This window comes from Chryseolinea lacunae (genome assembly GCF_016735595.1).
GTDB classification, from domain to species: domain Bacteria; phylum Bacteroidota; class Bacteroidia; order Cytophagales; family Cyclobacteriaceae; genus Chryseolinea; species Chryseolinea lacunae.
Window position 1 is genome coordinate 220,139 of sequence record NZ_JAERRB010000003.1, and the last position, 17,084, is coordinate 237,222.

The window sequence follows — 17,084 nt, forward strand, 5'->3', positions numbered from 1 at the left end:
CTTTAACAGCCCTTGCAACGCCAAATCACAGCTCCATCGGTTTGGGATGGTTGTTGCAAGGGTTTTCATTGCAACGTTTAAATGCATCCCATTCATGGAGAAGACAACGCGGCGGCTTGTGGTGGTGTCTAACCGGCTACCGTTTCAGCTGCAGGAAAAAAATAAAAAGGTGTCGCTCAAGGAAAGCGATGGTGGGCTGGTGAGCGCCCTCAAAAGCTATTTCGATAAAGACAATTCAGACAACGCATTCACCGAAAAATGGTGGATCGGTTCTGCCGATTTCCCGGAGAAGCGCTGGGAAAACTACAAAGGGCAGAAACAACCTGCACAGGCATTTGAAGTCGAGCCCATCTTCATCGACACCAAACTTTATAACCGCTACTACAACGGCTTCTGCAACGCCACGCTGTGGCCGCTCTTTCATTATTTTCCTTCGTTTGTGGAGTTCGACGACGAAACGTTCAAGAGCTACGAAGACGTGAACCAACTTTTTGCCGACAAGCTCCTCGCTTTTCTCAAACCCGGCGACGTGTTGTGGATTCACGACTATCAACTTATGCTCCTGCCCGGCCTCATCCGCAAGGCCCTGCCCGATGCCACCATTGGTTTCTTCCTGCACATTCCGTTTCCAAACTTTGAAATTTTCAGACTCATGCACCGCGCATGGAAAGAAAAAATCATCAACGGATTGCTGGGTGCGGACCTGTTGGGATTTCACACCCAGGAATATGTGCAACACTTTCTCAAAACCGTGCGCATGGTGGCAGGTCTTGACCACACCTATCGCTCTATCTTTGTTGACAACCGTGTGGTGAAGGCCGAGCTTTTCCCGCTGGGCATTGACTATGAAAAATTCCACGAGGCTGCCAGGAAACCGGAGGTGCTTCAGCAAAAAGACGTGATCGTTAAAAACTTTGGCGAGCGCAAAATCATTTTTTCCGTCGACCGTCTCGACTACACCAAAGGTGTGACGCACCGGCTGTCGGGCTTTGAGCAGTTTCTGGAAAAGCATCCCGAGTGGCACGAGAAGGTGGTGTTCATCATGGTGGTGGTGCCGTCGCGGCAAATCATTTCCAAATACAATCAGCGACGCAAGCTCATCGAAGAGCAAGTGGGTCGTGTCAACGGAAAATATTCAACGCTCACGTGGCAGCCCATCATCTATCGGTATAATCACCTTTCTTTTGCCGAGCTGTCGGCGTTGTATCAGTCGGCCGACATCGGATTGATCACGCCCCTGCGCGATGGCATGAACCTGGTGGCGAAAGAATATGTGGCCAGTCAGATCGATGGTCGCGGCACGCTCATTCTCAGCGAGCTTGCCGGCGCGGCCAGCGAACTGGGCGAAGCCATTCTGGTGAACCCGGTCGACAAAGCGGAAGTGGCGCAATCCATTTTCAGCGCGTTAACACAGCCCGAAGAAACCGTGATGCAGAACATGAACATTCTGCAACAACGTCTCAAAGAATACACCGTCATTCATTGGGTGAACGACTTTCTGAAACAACTGGAGGAAGTGAAAGACCAACAAGAAATTCAACAAACAAAGTATGTGGGCAAAGCCGCCCGCACCTCCATTGCCGAAGCGTTCAAGGCTGCCGACACCCGGCACCTGTTCCTGGACTATGACGGCACGCTGGTGCCCTTCGCGCGTCACCCCAAAGAAGCCGTGCCCGACAAAAGCCTGCTGCGCCTGCTTGCCCGGCTCTCGGCCGACGACCGCACGCAGGTCACCATCATCAGTGGCCGCGCCTATCCTTTGTTGGAGAACTGGTTTCACGACCTTCCCATAAACATTGTGGCAGAACACGGTGCCGCCATACGCCAACCCGAAGGCACCTGGAAAAACGAACTTACGCTTGACCAGTCGTGGAAGCCACTCATCCGCCCCACCCTCGAACTCTTTGCCGCCCGCAGCCTCGGCTCGTTTGTGGAAGAGAAAGACCACACACTGGCATGGCACTATCGCAATGTGGATCCGGAGCTTGGTTTTATCCGCTCACGCGAATTGGTAGACACGCTCTATCACCTGGTGCGCAACGCCCAGCTGCAGGTCATCGACGGCAATAAGGTCATTGAAGTGCGCATGGCCGGTGTTGACAAAGGTGTGGCGGCGCGAAATCTTATCCTGGAACATCCCTCCAATTTTATTCTCGCCATTGGCGACGACAAAACCGACGAAGACATGTTCAAGGCCTTGGCCGACAAAGGCATTACCATAAAAGTAGGACAAGGCCACACGCAGGCACAATTCACCGTGCCCTCACAAAAGGAAGTGCTTGGGCTTTTGCATCAGCTGGTGGATTGAATCTGATATCTACGTAAAAATTATTTCAGCTAACAATACCCATCGTTTCATCTTTAGTTGAAAGATGGCCGCAATTTTTTATGCCTGCGGTGAACAGCACGGCAAACGAATTCCTACCTTCACCTTCTGAAGCCGGTCGATTTTTATCCGTCAACAGAAATCAATGGCGGTTGCGTCATCGAACGGCTTCAAAGCGATAAATTGGTTTTATAAAACTGAACATCGTGCGTCACTTCGGTAACGCAGACGTAAGTTTAAGCTGTCACTCTCAACGCCATAACATCATGAACCGAAGAAACTTCATCACCAACACCGCGCTAACGGCCACTGCCCTGAGTCTGGCCGGCACGCAGGCGTGGGCAACGCCCCAGCCCAAAAACAAGCTGCCCCAATGGCGGGGTTTCAACGTGCTGGATTTCTTCTCGCCCAACCCGGCCGCCACACGCGATGCCACCACAGAGGAACATTTTGAATGGATGCACGACTGGGGCTTCAACTTTGTGCGCGTGCCGGTGGCCTATCCCTACTATCTAGACATCGATCGCACCAAAGACATCAAGCCCGACGACACCTATAAGATTAACCTGAAAGCCGTGGAGCAGATTGACGCCCTTTTGGAAAAGGCCCACAAGTTTAATCTTCACATCAGCCTCAATCTTCACCGCGCTCCGGGCTACTGCATCAACGCCGGTTTTCACGAACCCTTCAACCTCTGGAAAGATCAGGCCGCGCAGGACGCCTTCTATCACCACTGGAATTTCTGGGCCAAGCGTTACAAAGGCATTTCGCACGACAAGCTCAGCTTCGATTTGCTGAACGAACCCGCCATGCGCGAAGACATGAACAACCAGCTTTCAAAATCGTCGGCCGTTCCCGGCGAGCTCTATCGCAAGGTGGCAAAGGGCGCGCTGGATGCCATTCACAAAGAAAATCCCGAACGCATTGTGATTGCCGATGGCAACGAGGTGGGCAACAAGGTGATTCCCGAGTTGGCAGACCTCAACATTTCGCAAAGCTGTCGCGGCTACATGCCCGGCGCCATTTCGCACTATAAGGCACCGTGGGCCATGAAGGATCCCGAACACGCACCCGAACCCAAATGGCCGGGCCAGGTGGGCGACAAATACCTGAGCCGCACCATGCTCGAAGAATATTACAAACCCTGGGGCGACCTCGTGCAAAAGGGCGTGGGTGTTCACTGCGGCGAATGCGGCTGCTGGAACAAAACACCTCACAAAGTTTTTCTCGCCTGGTTTGGCGATGTGCTCGACATTTTGAACCAGCACAAAATCGGATTTGCCCTGTGGGAATTTATAGGCGACTTTGGCGTGCTCGACTCGCGGCGCACCGACGTGGCCTACGAAGACTGGCATGGCCACAAGCTCGACCGCGAACTGCTGAAGCTGTTGACCAAACACGCCTGAGCATTTCACGCCACGCCTTCCACCACAATCATGTTGGCCGTGGAAGCCGACTGGCGGATGGCTTTGGCCGGCGTGTATTCGGGCGACGACCACCAGGTTTTGGCCCGCTCTGCCGAAGGAAATTCCAGTATCACCACGCGGCCGGGCTGCCACGTTCCTTCCAGTATTTCGGCTGCGCCACCACGCACCACAAACTTTCCACCATAGGGCTGCATGGAGGCGAGCGTCAGTTTTTTATAGTCTTCATAGCGCACCGGGTCGGTGATGGTCACGTCCACAATAACATAAGCTTTCATAAGGCGTTTATTTTTGTTTGAATCTTTTCAAAAGTACCAGCCCGATGCCGATTTGTCATCGGCGGAGAAATGAAATCTGTCGAAAAACAGGCACTAAATTCGGGTTGAGGCATAGCCGTTTGTGCCCGTTATTTGTTTTCTTTGCGCACAAATCACATATCATTTTATACATGAAAATATTCGCAGTTTGCTTGCTGCTCTGCTTGAGCACAACCCTCTTCGCCCAATCCAAAAAGGAGCTGCAGGCGGAAATCACTTCCCTGAAGTCACAGATCGTTCAACTTAAAATGGAAAAAGTGGTGACCATAGACACCACCAACGCGCATCAGAAAGCCAGCTACGGCCTGGGCGTGCTCATGGCCACAAACCTGAAAACACAGGGTGGCGATTCGCTGAACGTTGAGTTGCTCAACGCCGCCATCAAAGATGTGTTTCTGGGCAAGACTCCCAAGATGACCCAGGAAGAATCGATGGCCGTGGTGCAGGAATATATGACCCGCGCCATGGAAGCCAAAAGCGAAAAAATGAAGTCGGCCGGCATAGCATTCCTCAACGAAAACAAAACCAAGGAAGGCATCAAAACCACCGCCAGCGGCTTGCAATATAAAGTGCTGGCCACCGGCAAAGGCAAAGCTCCCCTGGCCACCGACAAGGTAACGGTGCACTACACCGGCAAGCTCACCGACGGCACCGTGTTCGACAGTTCTGTAGAGCGCGGCTCGCCCGCCACCTTTGGTGTGAACGAAGTGATTCCCGGCTGGACCGAAGTGCTTCAGCTGATGCACGAAGGCGACAAGTGGGTTGTGTTCATCCCCCAGGAACTGGGCTATGGCGAACGCGGCGCCGGCGGACAAATTCCTCCTTATTCTACATTGGTTTTCGAAGTGGAGTTGATCAAAGTGAACTGATCCATTTCCAACTCACATAAAAAAATCCCGGACACATCGTCCGGGATTTTTTGTTTCTACAGATAGCTGAGCCACCATTGTTCGCGATGTTGGCCTTTGTATTTTTCATACCACCGGCACAGCGGATAGAGCAACGCCACCACGCCAAACCATACTGCATACACCACAGGCAAGCTAAAGCCATACCCTTTCAAACCGGGCGAGTCCGTTACCCACGTGCTGAAGATCATGTCGCTGAAACTATAGCCGGTGAGCAGGGCCGCGATCACGGCAAGTCCGTGAATGAGGTAGATGTGCAACAGATAGTAGAACATGGGCACGCGACCCAGGGTGACCAGGGCCTGCGCTACGCGGCTCCTGAATTGCTCGGCGGCCGCGAGCAACAACAATGCAGGGCCAAGCGTGACCAGGACGTATAACAACGACGGTGGATATTTGGTGACGTTGATGAACGACAACACCGTGAACACCGGCGAAGATTGAACCGACCAGTGATTTGGATCGCCATAGCCATTGAAGAACCGGATCACAATAAACAACGCGATCGACGACGCCCCGAGATAAGTCAAAATCTTTTTGCGCGATGCCGCGTCAAACGACGACGTGTAAAACGTGCCAAAGCAATAGCCCAACAGCATGATGCCCGTCCAGGGCAACAGCGGATAGCCGATGAACAGGTTGCGATCGGGACTCAGGGGGAAAAGGTGAAACTCGTGCAGCACCGACCAGAGTATGGCACCGGCACCGTTGCCTTCCACATGAATGCCATCCAGCAAGTTATGTCCTGCTACCAACATGAGGCCCAACACCAGTATGGCCCGGAACGGCAGGTGGATGCACACCGACAGGATGACCATGCCCATGCCCAGGGCCCAGATCACAAACAGCGACGGTAGCGGAAACTGAAAATTAAAGAACCATGCAAAGTTCACAATGGTGAGCTCCAGAAACACCAGCCACAGCCCGCGCTTCAGCAGGAAGGCGGTGAGCTCCTGCTTGCCCTTGCGTGTGCCCACAATGAAGGCCGACGTGCCGGCCAGGAACACAAACACGGGTGCACAGAAGTGCGTGAACCACCGTGTGAAAAACAAAGCAACGCTGGTCTGCGTGAGGTCGACAGGGTTGTAGAGAAAAGCATCGGCGTGAAAATAGTCACGCACGTGGTCCAGCGCCATCAGGACCATGACGAGACCACGAAGAAGGTCAATGGATTCGATTCGGGTTGTTGTAGATTTTAACATGTGTGTGAAGGAGGTTTGCAGTATTTGAACGACAACGTAAAAAAAAGGATGACGTTCTTCGCGGCGTGATCGTGAGATTTTTTAACGAACGCGCTCAAAAATTTTCACCATTCGCAGAATTGCGCAAGAAACAGGTTGATGAAATCGCCGACCTGGAGAATGTAACTTTATTGGTTTCACAAAAACGGATCAGCGTGGCATTATTCAGGGATCACTTCCACATCTGATCGAGGCACCGCGAACGTTGCGCCTACGAACAAAGACGTTGTTATTTCTTTTTCAGATTTTTTAATGTCTCCATCAAAAAATACATTTGGCTCGACATCACATCAAAGTTTATGGGGAAGGCGTGATGTTGTTGAATGATGTAGGTGTGATAGATTTCGATCAGCGTGTTCCGCAGGTCGTCGGGCGATGCATACTCGAACAGGCTGTTGATTTCGCGGATTCCGTTTTTGGTGAGTTGATTGACGGTTGTGCTGGGTTTCGGATTTTTTTTCTTGGCCGCCATAAGGGTGTTGATTCAAATGGTGAGGGAATATACCAAGAATACAATACTGTCAACAAATATGATGACACATTTTTTACACAATTCCCTGATCTTACTTTAAACAATATCATCATCGTGAAAAAGGAGGAACTGGCGCGAAAAATTGGGAAACGTGTTATCCAGCTGCGCAAAAAGAAGGGATGGACACAGTCGGAGCTGGCGCGCGAGTGCTTCAAAGATCGGCAAAGTATCGAGCGCGTGGAGTCCGGCAAGACCAACCCCACGGCCTACACGCTCTACGAGGTTGCCTCCGCATTGGGCATTTCTCTTGCCGAATTAGTCAAAATATAATATGAATTCTCCTTCACGCGCCGTCGGTTGCGCATGCGCCCATCCTTTCAGAACTGGAAATTATTTCAGCAGACCGCTGTTTAAACGCAGCAATTCTGTTTCGGCCAGCTTGGCCAGGTAGCGCGCGTTGATGAGCCGGTTGTAGGCATCGGCAAGACTTTGCTGGGCCGTGCGCAACTCAATGAAGGTGGTGGCGCTGCGCTTAAAGCTTTCGAGAGTGATGTAGAGGTTTTCTTTCGCCACCAAAATGTTCTCCTCCTCAATCAACAACACCTTTTTAGCATTGTTGTAGTTCACATAGGCATTCTTCACGCCCACATCCACCTGAATCTTTTGTTGCTCATATAAAATCGTCTGGCGGTCTACCATGATGTGTGCCTGCTGGATGTTGCGCCGGTTGGCAAATCCGTTGAGGATGGGAACGCTCACGGTGAAACCGTAGTTGAATCCCTTGTTTCTGTTATAAAGCAGCGTGAAATCGTTTATTACCTGGGTGTTGATGTTTCGCGAAAAGTTGTAGGCCGACGTGAAATTGAAAACCGGCAGCCGTTCGCCTTGCCGCTCGCGCAAAGCCAGCGCGGCCACATCCATGTTTTTGCGATACGACAGGAGACTGTAGTTTGTGTTCTCGATGTTGGTGGCAATCTCTTCCTCTTTCAGTTCCAGGTTAATCACGATGGTGTCGGTCACGTCATAGACCGGCGGGAGCTTCATGTTCACCAGGCCGTTCAACTGGTCTTTCAATTGTTGAATGATGGTTTGCTGTTGAAGCACCGACGTGCGCTGGGCATTCAAATCCACTTTGGCCTGGAGCAGTTCGGGTTTGGCGCCGGTGCCCACCTGCAGGCGGCGGTCGGCAAGTTTAACACGCTCTTCGCTCACCGTCATCTGTTCCACAATGGCCTTGAGCTGTTGCTCCTGGCGCACCACGTTATAGTAGTTGTTTACGACCTGCGCCACGGTGTTCACCATCTGCGCCTTCACGTTCAGCTCGCCCTGTTGTTCAATTTCCGAAAGGCGCGCACGCGTGGCAAACATTTTTGCCCCGTCGAACAGCGTCCATGTAAGTTGCACGGCGCCGTTGAGGTTGTTCGACTGGATGCCGTTGCTTTCCCGCTCTGTGTTGTTGGCCAGGCGTTGCTTTTGGTCGGAGTTGTTCCAGATGCGCGAGCCGTTGGCGTTGATGACGGGCAGAAAAACCCCGATCGAATACTTGTCGTCTGCCGAGGCCGACTCCGCATAGTTCTTATATAACTTCACATCGTAGTTCTGCTCCAGCGCCAGGGCCACAACCTGATCGAGCTCTACCTTTTCCTGTGCCCGAACGGGTTTCGAAAAAACGAATGCACTTCCGACGACAACTATTACTAACCTAAGCTTCATAAACCAATTCTTTTTGATCGGGAGTTTGTTCCTTGTTGGGTGGTGTTGACGAACCAAAATCAATATGTTTTCTCTGCCGCGAGAAGTAGGAATATATGGCCGGGATCACAAACAACGTGAGCACGAGGGCAAACATAATTCCCCCGACAATCACAATGCCCAGCGGCCTGCGGCTGGTCGATGCAGCACCCAACGACAAGGCCAGGGGCAACGAACCCAACGCCATGGCAAGGCTGGTCATGAGAATGGGACGCAAACGGAGACGCGAAGCTTCCAGCACGGCATCGAGCCGCGTCATGCCCTCTTCACGTTTTTGGTTGGCAAACTCCACGATGAGGATACCGTTCTTCGTCACCAGACCGATCAGCATGATCATGCCGATTTCTGAAAAAATATTCAGGGTTTGTCCAAAAATGAAGAGCGCAATAAATGCTCCGGCAAGTGCCAATGGCACGGTGAACATGATGGTGAGTGGATCGACAAAACTTTCGAACTGCGCAGCCAGAATAAGATAAATCAGCACGAGCGCCAGCAAAAAGGCAAACAAAATGTTGCTGGAACTTTCAGCATAGTCGCGCGAAGTTCCGGCTAACGATGTTGTGAATGTATCGTCGAGCAATTGTGTCTTGATCTCTTCCATCACCTTGATGCCATCGCCAATGGTTTTTCCCGGAGCCAGACCGGCAGAGACAGTAGCCGATTTGTAGCGGTTGAAGTGAAAAAGCGAGGGTGGTGTGGTGGATTCCTCCACGGTCACCAGGTTGTCGAGCGACACCAGCTGACCTGAGTTGGTGCGCACATACAAGCTCTTCAAATCGTCGGGGTCGTCGCGATCCAGACGTGCCACCTGGCCCATCACCTGATATTGTTTTCCTTCTTTTGTGAAATAGCCAAAGCGCAGGTTGCTATACGCCAGTTGCAACGTCTGGGCTATATCCTGTACGCTTATGCCCAGCTGTGCTGCCTTCAGGCGGTTGATCTCCACCTTGAGCTCGGGTTTATTAAATTTCAAATCGATGTCCACGCCCTGCAGCACGGGGTTGTTGTTTGCGGCTTCCAGGAATTTTGGCAGCACCTGTTGCAGTTTTTCAAAGTTGTTGTTCTGAATCACAAACTGCACCGGCAAACCTCCACGGCGATTCACAGATATGGTCTGTTCCTGAATGGGAAACGAACGACCCTGTGGAAAACGTCCAAGGTTTTTGCTGACTGCGTCAACAATCTGCTGTTGCGAGCGCGAACGATCGGGCGGGTCGGATAATGTGACACGAACAAAACCGCTGTTGGCCGAACCCGAACCTGAGAAACTCGGCGCCGTTACCGACAAGGCGGTTTTATATTCAGGAATGGAATCCTGAATGTAGGTCACCATATCCTGAACGTATTCATCCATATAGTCATAGGACGTTCCCTCTACGGCCGACATCTGCAAGCGGAACTGGTTACGATCTTCCATGGGCGCCAGTTCAGATTGCATGTTCATCCAAATGTATATAGCAGCACCGAGGCACACTCCAATGATTACAAACGACACCCACCGCACACGCATGAACGACGCCAGCATTCTGCTATAGCCATTTTCCATGCCTGCAAAGAACGGCTCGGTGACGCGATAGAACCACGAGTGTTCATGATGACTGCGTGTGAGCTTCACACTGAGCACGGGTGTGAGTGTGAGCGACACAAAACACGACACCAACACCGCACCCGCCACCACAATTCCAAACTCACGGAAGAGGCGTCCAACAAAACCCTGTAGAAAAAGAATGGGCAGGAACACCACGGCCAGCGTGATAGAGGTGGAAATGACTGCGAAGAAAATTTCTTTCGAACCTTCGAGCGCTGCCTGATATTTGTTCATGCCCTGCTCGAGTTTTTTGTATATGTTTTCCGTCACCACAATACCATCGTCCACCACAAGACCGGTAGCCAACACGATGCCCAGCATGGTGAGCACGTTGATGGAGAAGCCCAGCAGGTACATGATGAAGAACGTAGCAATGAGCGACACCGGAATGTCGATGAGCGGGCGGATGGCGATGATGAAGTCGCGGAAGAACAAGTAGATGATGAGCACCACCAGCAGAAACGAGATGATGAGCGTTTCTTCCACTTCTTCGATAGACCGGAGAATGAAGATGGTCTGGTCCATGGCGATGCTCAGCTGGATGTCTTCCGGAACTTCTTTCTTGATCTGGTCGAGGCGTTTGTAGAATTCGCTGGCGATCTCCACATAGTTAGAACCCGGCAACGGCACAATGGCCAAACCGATCATGGGGATGTTGCTTTCGCGCAAAATAGACTCTTCATTTTCCGGACCCAGCACGGCCTCGCCAATGTTCTTCAGACGAATGTCGCCCTGCGGTGTCGATTTGATGATGACATTTTCGAAGTCGTCTTCCGTATAGAGTTTTCCGAATGTTCTCACGGTGAGCTCAGTGGCATTGCCCGATATTTTTCCGGAAGGAAGTTCAACGTTTTCTTTGTTGAGTGCGGCCTGCACATCCAACGGTGTGAGGCTGTAGGCGCTCAGCTTCGAGGGGTCGAGCCAGATGCGCATGGCGTATTTTTTTTCGCCCCACACCTGCACACTGCTCACGCCAGGTATGGTTTGAAGACGTTCGACCAACGTGTTGTTACAATATTCCGCGAGCTGTAGCGGATTTCGCGTGCTGCTTTGCACCGTCATGGAAATGATGGCGTCGGAGTTGGCATCGGCTTTCGACACCACGGGGGGATTGGTGAGATCCTGTGGAAGCGAGCGCGACGCCTGCGACACTTTGTCGCGCACGTCGTTGGTGGCGGTCTCCAGATCAACGCCAAGTTCGAACTCGATGTTGATGTTGCTGTTGCCCTGGCTCGACGACGAGGTGATGTTCTTGATGCCGGCAATGCCGTTGATGGATTTCTCGAGCGGCTCGGTGATCTGCGATTCGATGATGTCGGCATTGGCACCCGAATAGTTGGTGCGCACGTTCACGTTGGGCGGATCGATGGCGGGATAATCGCGAATGCCCAGAAATTTAAAACCGATGATCCCGAACAGCACAATGATGATGTTCATCACAAACGCCAGGACCGGACGTTTTAAACTTAGCTCTGATATGTTCATACTTTCAGGACGTTTGAAAAAAATGATTCGTTACCGCTGGCGCGACACCCGGGTAATCTTAATCTTTATGTTCGGCCGAATGGCCATCAAGCCTGTGGTGATCACGGTGTCACCTACTTTCACTCCTTTCAAAATCTGGACGAAAGCCGAATCGCGTATCCCGGTTTCCACAACCGTGTAGGATGCGCTGTCTTTGCGGAGCACGATAACCTGTTTGTTGCGGGCGGTGGGAATGATGGATTGTGTGGGCACCATCAAGGCCTCATCGTCTTTGCCCAATTGCAGGTTCACTTTGGCAAACACACCCGGCACCAACTCGCGGTGATTTTCGTTTACCACGGCACGCACTTTCAGGGTGCGTGTGTTTGCATCTACGCTGTTCTCGGTGGCCATCACCGTAGCTTTGTGATAGTTGTCGCCGCCATCTACTTTAAAGCTCACCACATAGCCCTTCACAATTTCTTTGGCATACTTCTCGGGAATGGAGAACTCCAGCTTCAGTTTGTCTACCTGGCGAATGGTGGTGATGATGTCGGCCGGCGCGATATATGAACCGAGGCTGATGCTGCGCAAGCCCACGGTGCCTTTGTAGGGCGCGCGGATTTCTGTTTTTGATATGGATATTTTTGTGGCTTCGATGTCGGCCCGAAGGTTCTCAACATCCAACGCACTGAGGTCGTAGTCTTGCTGGCTGATGCCGTTGATCTTTAACAGTTCGGCACTGCGCTCTTCTGTTTTTTCTTTGATCTGCAATTGCACCTGAAGTTTCCGGAGCTGTGCCTGCAGGTCTTTGTCGAACAGTTTCACCATAATAGTACCTTCGCTCACCTGGCCACCTTCCTGAATGTTCAACTGCACAATGCGGCCACCCACTTCGGCACGAATGGGTGTTTCTTCGAAGGGAAGCAACGATCCGGGCACTTCAATGTTTTCGCTCACCGAGCGTGGCGACACCACAAAACCGTCTACGGCAAGTGGTCCCCTTGCTTTCTGGGCATTCCCTCCCCCGGCACCTTCTTTTTTCTTTCCGCACGACACCAGCACCGCCAGGGTCAAACCTATTCCAACAAATCTCAAAACTGAATGCATATACGTAATGGTCTCGATAGCGTAATTAAAAAAGGGCAGATGTTTTTTCAGGAACGTGAAGAAGCCGTAGCGGAGAGAAACTGATGATGCAACGCCACAACCTGTGGAATCAACAACTCGGTTTCGTTATTAACGATGACATGATCGGCGCGTTTCATTTTTTCTTCTTCCGGCATTTGATTGCGGATGATTGCTTTTATCTGTTCGGTTGTGCGTTGCGGATCGCGCTGCAACACACGTTCAATTCTCAACGCTTCCGGAGCCACCACCACCATCACCTTGTCGAGTGTTTGATGCGATCCTGCTTCAAACAACAATGCGGCTTCCTTCAACACATAAGGAGAATTCGCGTTTTGATTTACCCACCGCGCGTAGTCTTCGCCTACCCGCGGATGCACCAAGCGGTTTAATCTTTCGAGCTTGTCCACATCGTTGAAAACCGCCTTGCTCAGGTATCCACGATTCAGGCTCCCATCCTCATGGAACGACAATTCTCCGAATTCTTTCTTGATCTGTTGCACGAGTATTCCATCGGTGGTCATTAGTTCTTTCGCGTGGCTATCAGCATCATACACGGGAATACCCAAGGCCTTGAATATGCTGCACACCAGGCTTTTGCCCGATCCGATGCCGCCTGTGATGCCAACTTGAAGGGGGTGTGCCACGGCGCTAGAATTTGACATAAACAGAGTCGAGACCCACCACGCGCGAATAGGGTGGAAGCCCTGTGAGGTAGGGCAGAATTCGTTGCTCGCCCCGTGCAAAATTTTTGAGGTCAATCACCGCCTTCACCGAGTCGAGATTAAACGCTTTCACTTCTTTTTGCGGAACGGCCACGATGCAGGGAATTTTTTTTCGCTCGATAAAAGCCCACGCGCGCTTCGGTGCATTGATCACTTTCAGCGAAACCGAGTCGGTCACTTCCATCAGCTGATCGACCGAGAAGGTCACCGACACCGTGGGCGGGTCGCGCTTGATGAGTTCGTCGTTCAAAAATTTAACTTCCACATCGTCATGAAAATTTTCGTCGAGGTTGCGCTCCTGAAGTTTCAGGTATACGGGATCGCCCAGGCTGCGGATAAGCTTTTGGGGTCCTTCAATAAACACCGAGTCGGGCACAATGGAAACGGGGCTTGTCATGGCAAAACCACCGCGAAACAAAATGGAGGGCGAGTCGAGCCGCAGCTTCACCCACCGCGTGGCCTTGGGTTCGATGGCCAGGTGAAGCGTGTCGGTGATCACAAAGTTGATTTGAAATTCTTCGAGCTGTGTAGAGAACAAGGCGGGGAGCGCGCTGCCCACAATCTTCTTCACATCGGCCGGCCGGTCGAGGGGAATGACCAACGCGGGCACCTTGAGGCCGGCACTGCGGCGAAAAAGATTCCACCCGATGCCCGACACGTTGATGCGCACCTGACGGGGCAAGGGACGCACGGGCACAAAGTTCTCGTGGTCGTAATCAAACGCTAACGGAAAATTAATGTTGGTGGTGTAGTTCTTGTTGAGCGCATTAAAAAACCAGAACACCATCGCTGCAAAAATGCACAGCAAAATGGCGTTCCAGTTTTTCCGGTTGAAGCGAAGGATGTTGAATATGGATTTGAAAAAACTCATTGCTTAAACCCGCCGAATTATTTTCACAGTCCACATGCGTTCCATTCACAGCGCACCGCCGGGAGGTTATTCCCTTGTTAAATTTTTAGCGGCCTATTTTTTTGCGTTGGCTGCCTTGGTGGCTTCCAGCGAAATGGCAGACCGGTTGAACTTGATACGTCCGCCTTTTTCCACTTCAAGGATAAACGTTTCCGAATCAATCTCTGCTATATAACCATGAGCGCCGCCGATGGTTACGATATAATCACCTTTCTTGATCTCGTCGATGAATTTCTTTTGGTCTTTGGCTTTCTTCTGCTGCGGGCGGATCATGAAGAAGTAGAACACGATAATGATACCCGCAAACACCAGAAGTTGTGGTTGGAACCAGCCCTGTGGTTGCGCTTGGGCTTGCAATACGATTGAATACATATGTTGATTTTTTAAGGGGTCAAAGGTATCTCAATTAAAACAAACATCCCAACCTGCCCGGGCAGATTGGGATGCTCTATGCTATTGGGTGACTGCTGCTTACTTGGCAGGGCCGGCTGCAGCCTTGGGTGTTACCATCGCTTTGAAGCGCAACACGGTCTGTTTAGGCCAGGTGTTGGCTGTTACGGTCACCGTTTTGTTCTGAATCTGTGCTTTGCCGTTGCTGTCGAACTTGGCCTTCACAAAGCCTGTTCCGCCCACGGGAATGGGATCTTTTGTCCAGTCGGGCACCGTGCATCCGCAAGAGCCTTGTGCGCCCTGGATGATGAGGGGTGCTGCACCAGTGTTCTTGAACGCGTAGGTGTATTCCACCACGTCGCCTTCGTTAATGGTGCCGAAGTCGTGGTCCATGGTTTTAAATTCCATGGTGGGCAGCGGACCTTCGGGTTTTGCTTCCGGGGCCGGGCTGGTGGGCGCGGGGGTCGACACGCCGGGAGTTACAGTGGGTGTCGCTGATTTTTTTCCTTCCAATTCGGCCAAACGGCTTTCGAGCTGGGCAATTTTTTTCTCCGCATTCTTGTCCTTGCAGGCGGTGGTCATCACGGCCACAAACGCCAGGAGCATGACAGACTTCACTACATACTGTTTCATATTCATTTCTGATTTATCGATTCTATAATTTTTTTTACGCTTTAATGCTTACGCCTTCTTGCCACGGATTTGTTCCAGCAGTTCGTCCACATCTTCCAGCAGGCGCTCGGCTTTGTTCTTGGCTTCGTCCACCACTTTCTGTCCCTGCGATTTTGCTTCACTGGTGAGCGGCGTTTCCTTTCCCGACACAAAATCGTTGATCAGGTCCTGGAGCATATTACGGTACTTGTCAAGTTGGAATGACAACTTTTCGCGGGTATTCGTTCCCTTGTCGGGCGCATAGAGAATGCCAAGGATTGCTCCGGCTGCCGCTCCGAATAAAAAAGCCATCAGTGTGTTTCCGCTCTTTTTGCTCATAAAGGTTTAAAATTAATTAGGGTTCCTCCGCAAATTCAAAATTTTAACAATTTTTAACAAATCGACCTTCTTTCTTCCCGGATCTTCAGGCGATTGACGCGTCGAAAAGGATGCTTACTTGTTGTCGATCAACCCGCGACCGCTCTTTTTCATGGTGCCGGTGTCTTTCAGGTCTTTGGCAATCACATCCAGGATGCCGTTGATGAACTGGCGGCTCTTGGGTGTGCTGTAGTTTTTGGCAAGCTCAATGTATTCGTTCATGGAAACTTTCACCGGAATGTTGGGGAAGATGAGCAGCTCGGCGATGGCCATTTCCAGGATCACCCGGTCGGTGAGCGGCAAACGGTCCACTTCCCAATTGCGTGTGTTGTTGGCGATCAGGTCCTTGTATTTCACGTCGAGGCCAGCCGACGTGTCGTAGAGGTTTTCAATAAACTGCTTGTCGTCGTCCCAGTTGATAGACAGGGTGTGCAGTGTCAGCGGTGTGTTCGCTTCGGGATCGTATGACTTAATGGTTTTTTCGACCATGCCCTTCACAATGTCTTTATCTTCGGCCCAACGCAACACTTCTTCTTCGAAGAAATCGTTGATCACGGTTTTGCCGAGCACCACTTTTTTGTAGAGGTGGTTCACAAATTTTTTCTGATCATCGAGCGACGGGCTTTTCTTGTCGAGGTAGTTCAGGTATTCATTTTCCTGACGCACCACATCGCGGAACCACACTTTCACACGGTCGGCTTTGTCTTGCCAGTGGCGGCCCAGCTTCAGCGCGTCTTTGCGCAGGGCTTCGCTTTCCACAAGGCCTTTGATCCAGAGGTTGCTCACAAAGTTTTTGTGGCTCACCTTTTTGTCGGCCGCGGCCAGTTCGGCAAACACGGGCACCAGGTTGAGCACCTCGATGTATTGATCGTAGATCCGCTCTACTTCACTCACCAGGTTCTTGCGAAAGAAATCGGTGTCTTTTTTAGATTGCTTGGTGTAGAAAAGGAAACAGTCGTTCACCACCTTTTTCACTTTCACATCTTCGTGATCGACGGAAGTTTCGTGGTTGGCGAAGGCGGTTTCAAAAAGTTTGGTGGCTTTTTTCTTCTGGGCGTTCAGGGCGGGTTTGTCCTGCACCTCCATGGAGTTTAAATCGGGAAGAAAGGCTTCGGCGATGTTTTCGAGGCACAATTCATAGTTCGCATCCTTGCATTGCTGCAGGGCGAAAAGGTTCTGCATCACTTTGATTCGAAGGCTTCTTCTGTTAAGCATGGGAAAGAACAGCGTTAATTAAAAAAATTGCATCCGAGTGGTTTGCCCTTCTCCGAAAGCGGGCGCAAGCAAGTTCAAACGGTTGTTATGTCCCATTGTTATTCCACCAAAGGCAACGGGGGCACAAAAATAAAACATCCCGTCAGGTTTCACTAACGGGATGCAGATTTGTTTCACGATAACGTTTTCATGGGC

At 51.3% G+C, this 17,084-nt stretch carries 16 protein-coding genes; 4 read left to right on the plus strand and 12 right to left on the minus strand.

Features of this window, described 5'->3' with window-relative positions; all coding sequences use genetic code 11:
• Positions 1-94 precede the first annotated feature (94 nt).
• Both JI741_RS10065 and JI741_RS10070 read left to right on the plus strand, forming a co-directional pair.
• Positions 95-2,308, plus strand: coding sequence for a bifunctional alpha,alpha-trehalose-phosphate synthase (UDP-forming)/trehalose-phosphatase (locus JI741_RS10065; protein ID WP_202008941.1), 2,214 nt, complete (start codon positions 95-97; stop codon positions 2,306-2,308).
• Between the two features lie 284 nt (positions 2,309-2,592).
• Positions 2,593-3,732: a glycoside hydrolase family 5 protein gene (locus tag JI741_RS10070; RefSeq protein ID WP_202008942.1), complete on the plus strand. Its 1,140-nt coding sequence runs from the start codon at positions 2,593-2,595 to the stop codon at positions 3,730-3,732.
• Between the two features lie 5 nt (positions 3,733-3,737).
• Here the strand turns inward: JI741_RS10070 and JI741_RS10075 are convergent, their stop codons facing one another.
• Positions 3,738-4,028 carry a DUF1330 domain-containing protein gene (locus tag JI741_RS10075; protein WP_202008943.1) on the minus strand — a complete coding sequence of 97 codons (291 nt, stop codon included), beginning with the start codon at positions 4,026-4,028 and terminating at the stop codon, positions 3,738-3,740.
• A 170-nt stretch (positions 4,029-4,198) separates the two neighbouring features.
• On the opposite strand from JI741_RS10075, the gene bamJ reads away from it, so the two are divergent.
• The gene (gene bamJ / locus JI741_RS10080) at positions 4,199-4,936 is read left to right on the plus strand and encodes a BamJ family beta-barrel-assembly machinery protein (protein ID WP_202008944.1); all 738 of its coding nucleotides are present in this window, start codon (positions 4,199-4,201) and stop codon (positions 4,934-4,936) included.
• Positions 4,937-4,992: 56 nt separating this feature from the next.
• Here the strand turns inward: bamJ and JI741_RS10085 are convergent, their stop codons facing one another.
• The gene (locus JI741_RS10085) at positions 4,993-6,177 is read right to left on the minus strand and encodes an acetyltransferase domain-containing protein (RefSeq protein WP_202008945.1); all 1,185 of its coding nucleotides are present in this window, start codon (positions 6,175-6,177) and stop codon (positions 4,993-4,995) included.
• A gap of 268 nt (positions 6,178-6,445) precedes the next feature.
• On the minus strand, positions 6,446-6,688 hold the full coding sequence (locus tag JI741_RS10090; protein WP_202008946.1) for a hypothetical protein: 243 nt from the start codon (positions 6,686-6,688) through the stop codon (positions 6,446-6,448).
• Positions 6,689-6,802: 114 nt separating this feature from the next.
• Between JI741_RS10090 and JI741_RS10095 the strand changes: the two genes are divergently transcribed.
• On the plus strand, positions 6,803-7,018 hold the full coding sequence (locus tag JI741_RS10095) for a helix-turn-helix domain-containing protein (protein ID WP_202008947.1): 216 nt from the start codon (positions 6,803-6,805) through the stop codon (positions 7,016-7,018).
• Between the two features lie 60 nt (positions 7,019-7,078).
• Here the strand turns inward: JI741_RS10095 and JI741_RS10100 are convergent, their stop codons facing one another.
• From JI741_RS10100 to nusB, 9 genes are all read right to left on the minus strand, one after another.
• Positions 7,079-8,401, minus strand: a complete 1,323-nt coding sequence (locus tag JI741_RS10100; RefSeq protein ID WP_202008948.1) for a TolC family protein — start codon at positions 8,399-8,401, stop codon at positions 7,079-7,081.
• Positions 8,391-11,513, minus strand: coding sequence for an efflux RND transporter permease subunit (locus JI741_RS10105; RefSeq protein WP_202008949.1), 3,123 nt, complete (start codon positions 11,511-11,513; stop codon positions 8,391-8,393). Before JI741_RS10105 ends, JI741_RS10100 begins: the two co-directional genes overlap by 11 nt.
• Before the next feature lie 30 nt (positions 11,514-11,543).
• Complete coding sequence (locus JI741_RS10110; RefSeq protein WP_202008950.1) at positions 11,544-12,602, minus strand: efflux RND transporter periplasmic adaptor subunit; 1,059 nt, start codon at positions 12,600-12,602, stop codon at positions 11,544-11,546.
• 47 nt (positions 12,603-12,649) lie between these two features.
• The gene (gene coaE, locus JI741_RS10115; RefSeq protein ID WP_369411750.1) at positions 12,650-13,267 is read right to left on the minus strand and encodes a dephospho-CoA kinase; all 618 of its coding nucleotides are present in this window, start codon (positions 13,265-13,267) and stop codon (positions 12,650-12,652) included.
• Between the two features lie 4 nt (positions 13,268-13,271).
• Positions 13,272-14,216, minus strand: coding sequence for a YbbR-like domain-containing protein (locus JI741_RS10120; RefSeq protein WP_202008952.1), 945 nt, complete (start codon positions 14,214-14,216; stop codon positions 13,272-13,274).
• 93 nt (positions 14,217-14,309) lie between these two features.
• The gene (gene yajC / locus JI741_RS10125) at positions 14,310-14,627 is read right to left on the minus strand and encodes a preprotein translocase subunit YajC (protein ID WP_202008953.1); all 318 of its coding nucleotides are present in this window, start codon (positions 14,625-14,627) and stop codon (positions 14,310-14,312) included.
• Positions 14,628-14,726: 99 nt separating this feature from the next.
• Positions 14,727-15,278 carry a DUF1573 domain-containing protein gene (locus tag JI741_RS10130; protein WP_236675986.1) on the minus strand — a complete coding sequence of 184 codons (552 nt, stop codon included), beginning with the start codon at positions 15,276-15,278 and terminating at the stop codon, positions 14,727-14,729.
• Positions 15,279-15,326: 48 nt separating this feature from the next.
• Positions 15,327-15,635 carry a YtxH domain-containing protein gene (locus JI741_RS10135; RefSeq protein ID WP_202008954.1) on the minus strand — a complete coding sequence of 103 codons (309 nt, stop codon included), beginning with the start codon at positions 15,633-15,635 and terminating at the stop codon, positions 15,327-15,329.
• Between the two features lie 114 nt (positions 15,636-15,749).
• A complete protein-coding gene (nusB, locus tag JI741_RS10140; protein WP_202008955.1) occupies positions 15,750-16,889 on the minus strand; it encodes a transcription antitermination factor NusB in 1,140 nt (379 codons plus the stop codon).
• Between the last annotated feature and the right edge of the window lie 195 nt (positions 16,890-17,084).

Excerpts from the sequence above, each read along its gene's own strand:
- JI741_RS10120 (WP_202008952.1), bottom strand. The coding sequence starts at position 14,216 with ATGAGTTTTTTCAAATCCATATTCAACATCCTTCGCTTCAACCGGAAA.
- JI741_RS10110 (WP_202008950.1), bottom strand. The coding sequence starts at position 12,602 with ATGCATTCAGTTTTGAGATTTGTTGGAATAGGTTTGACCCTGGCGGTG.
- bamJ (WP_202008944.1), top strand. The coding sequence starts at position 4,199 with ATGAAAATATTCGCAGTTTGCTTGCTGCTCTGCTTGAGCACAACCCTC.
- nusB (WP_202008955.1), bottom strand. The coding sequence starts at position 16,889 with ATGCTTAACAGAAGAAGCCTTCGAATCAAAGTGATGCAGAACCTTTTC.
- yajC (WP_202008953.1), bottom strand. The coding sequence starts at position 14,627 with ATGTATTCAATCGTATTGCAAGCCCAAGCGCAACCACAGGGCTGGTTC.
- JI741_RS10065 (WP_202008941.1), top strand. The coding sequence starts at position 95 with ATGGAGAAGACAACGCGGCGGCTTGTGGTGGTGTCTAACCGGCTACCG.
- JI741_RS10135 (WP_202008954.1), bottom strand. The coding sequence starts at position 15,635 with ATGAGCAAAAAGAGCGGAAACACACTGATGGCTTTTTTATTCGGAGCG.
- JI741_RS10100 (WP_202008948.1), bottom strand. The coding sequence starts at position 8,401 with ATGAAGCTTAGGTTAGTAATAGTTGTCGTCGGAAGTGCATTCGTTTTT.
- JI741_RS10090 (WP_202008946.1), bottom strand. The coding sequence starts at position 6,688 with ATGGCGGCCAAGAAAAAAAATCCGAAACCCAGCACAACCGTCAATCAA.
- JI741_RS10075 (WP_202008943.1), bottom strand. The coding sequence starts at position 4,028 with ATGAAAGCTTATGTTATTGTGGACGTGACCATCACCGACCCGGTGCGC.
- JI741_RS10105 (WP_202008949.1), bottom strand. The coding sequence starts at position 11,513 with ATGAACATATCAGAGCTAAGTTTAAAACGTCCGGTCCTGGCGTTTGTG.
- JI741_RS10070 (WP_202008942.1), top strand. The coding sequence starts at position 2,593 with ATGAACCGAAGAAACTTCATCACCAACACCGCGCTAACGGCCACTGCC.
- JI741_RS10085 (WP_202008945.1), bottom strand. The coding sequence starts at position 6,177 with ATGTTAAAATCTACAACAACCCGAATCGAATCCATTGACCTTCTTCGT.
- JI741_RS10130 (WP_236675986.1), bottom strand. The coding sequence starts at position 15,278 with ATGAAACAGTATGTAGTGAAGTCTGTCATGCTCCTGGCGTTTGTGGCC.